Origin of the sequence: Kocuria sp. HSID17590, from assembly GCF_003989485.1 — a bacterium.
In the GTDB taxonomy this organism is placed as follows: domain Bacteria; phylum Actinomycetota; class Actinomycetes; order Actinomycetales; family Micrococcaceae; genus Kocuria; species Kocuria salsicia.
The window spans coordinates 1-877 of record NZ_RBMB01000078.1; the positions used below are offsets into that span (position 1 = coordinate 1).

Genomic DNA, 877 nt, shown 5'->3' on the forward strand with positions numbered 1-877 from the left:
GGTCCGGACCGTGACCGACGCGATCGTCGTGGACGCGGTCCGTGACGCGGCCTGGCGCGACGAGACACTGCCCGGCGGGAGCACACGCCGGAAGATGACCCCGGAGGGTCTTTACGGACGGAAGAAGATGACCGCGTTCATCCGCCGCACCACGCTCCGGGACGTGTCTCGCGGTGCGGTGGACCGCGCGATGCGGGCCCTGGGCCTTTCCGGGGTCACGCGGGCGAAAGCGATCCGCACCACGATCCCCGCCAAGGATGGGGTCCGTGCCGGGGACCTGCTGAACCGGGACTTCACCGCTCCGCGCCCGGATCACACGTGGGTGACGGACTTCACGTATGTGCGGACGTGGGCCGGATGGGTGTATGTCGCGTTCATCCTCGACGTGTTCTCGCAACGCATCGTCGCCTGGCATGCGCAGACCAGCAAGCACACGGACCTTGTGATGATCCCGCTGCGGATGGCGCTGTGGCGGCGTGACCGGGACGGGCATCCCGTCGGTCCCGGCCAGCTCCGGCATCACTCCGACGCCGGATCCCAATACACATCCGTAGTGCTGACCGATCACCTCGCGCTCGAGCAGATCGCACCCTCGATCGGAAGCATCGGCGACGCGTACGACAACGCCCTGATGGAGACGATCAACGGCGTCTACAAGGCCGAATGCGTCCGCACCACCATCTTCCACGACGGCCCCTACAAGACGATCGCGGACGTCGAGTTCGCGACAGCTGGGTGGGTCGACTGGTACAACCACCGCAGGCTCCACGGTAGCCTCGGAATGGTCAGCCCCGACGAGTTCGAGGCGGCCTACTACGCGGCCCTCAACCCAGAGCCGCTCCCCGCATAGAAGCGGCCGAGAACCTGGGACGGTTCA

General features: G+C 66.9%; 1 pseudogene. It reads left to right on the forward strand.

What is annotated here, in order from left to right:
• A pseudogene (locus tag D8M39_RS12480) lies at nt 1-850 on the forward strand (IS3-like element ISPfr13 family transposase); the annotation flags it as partial.
• Nucleotides 851-877: the final 27 nt, after the last annotated feature.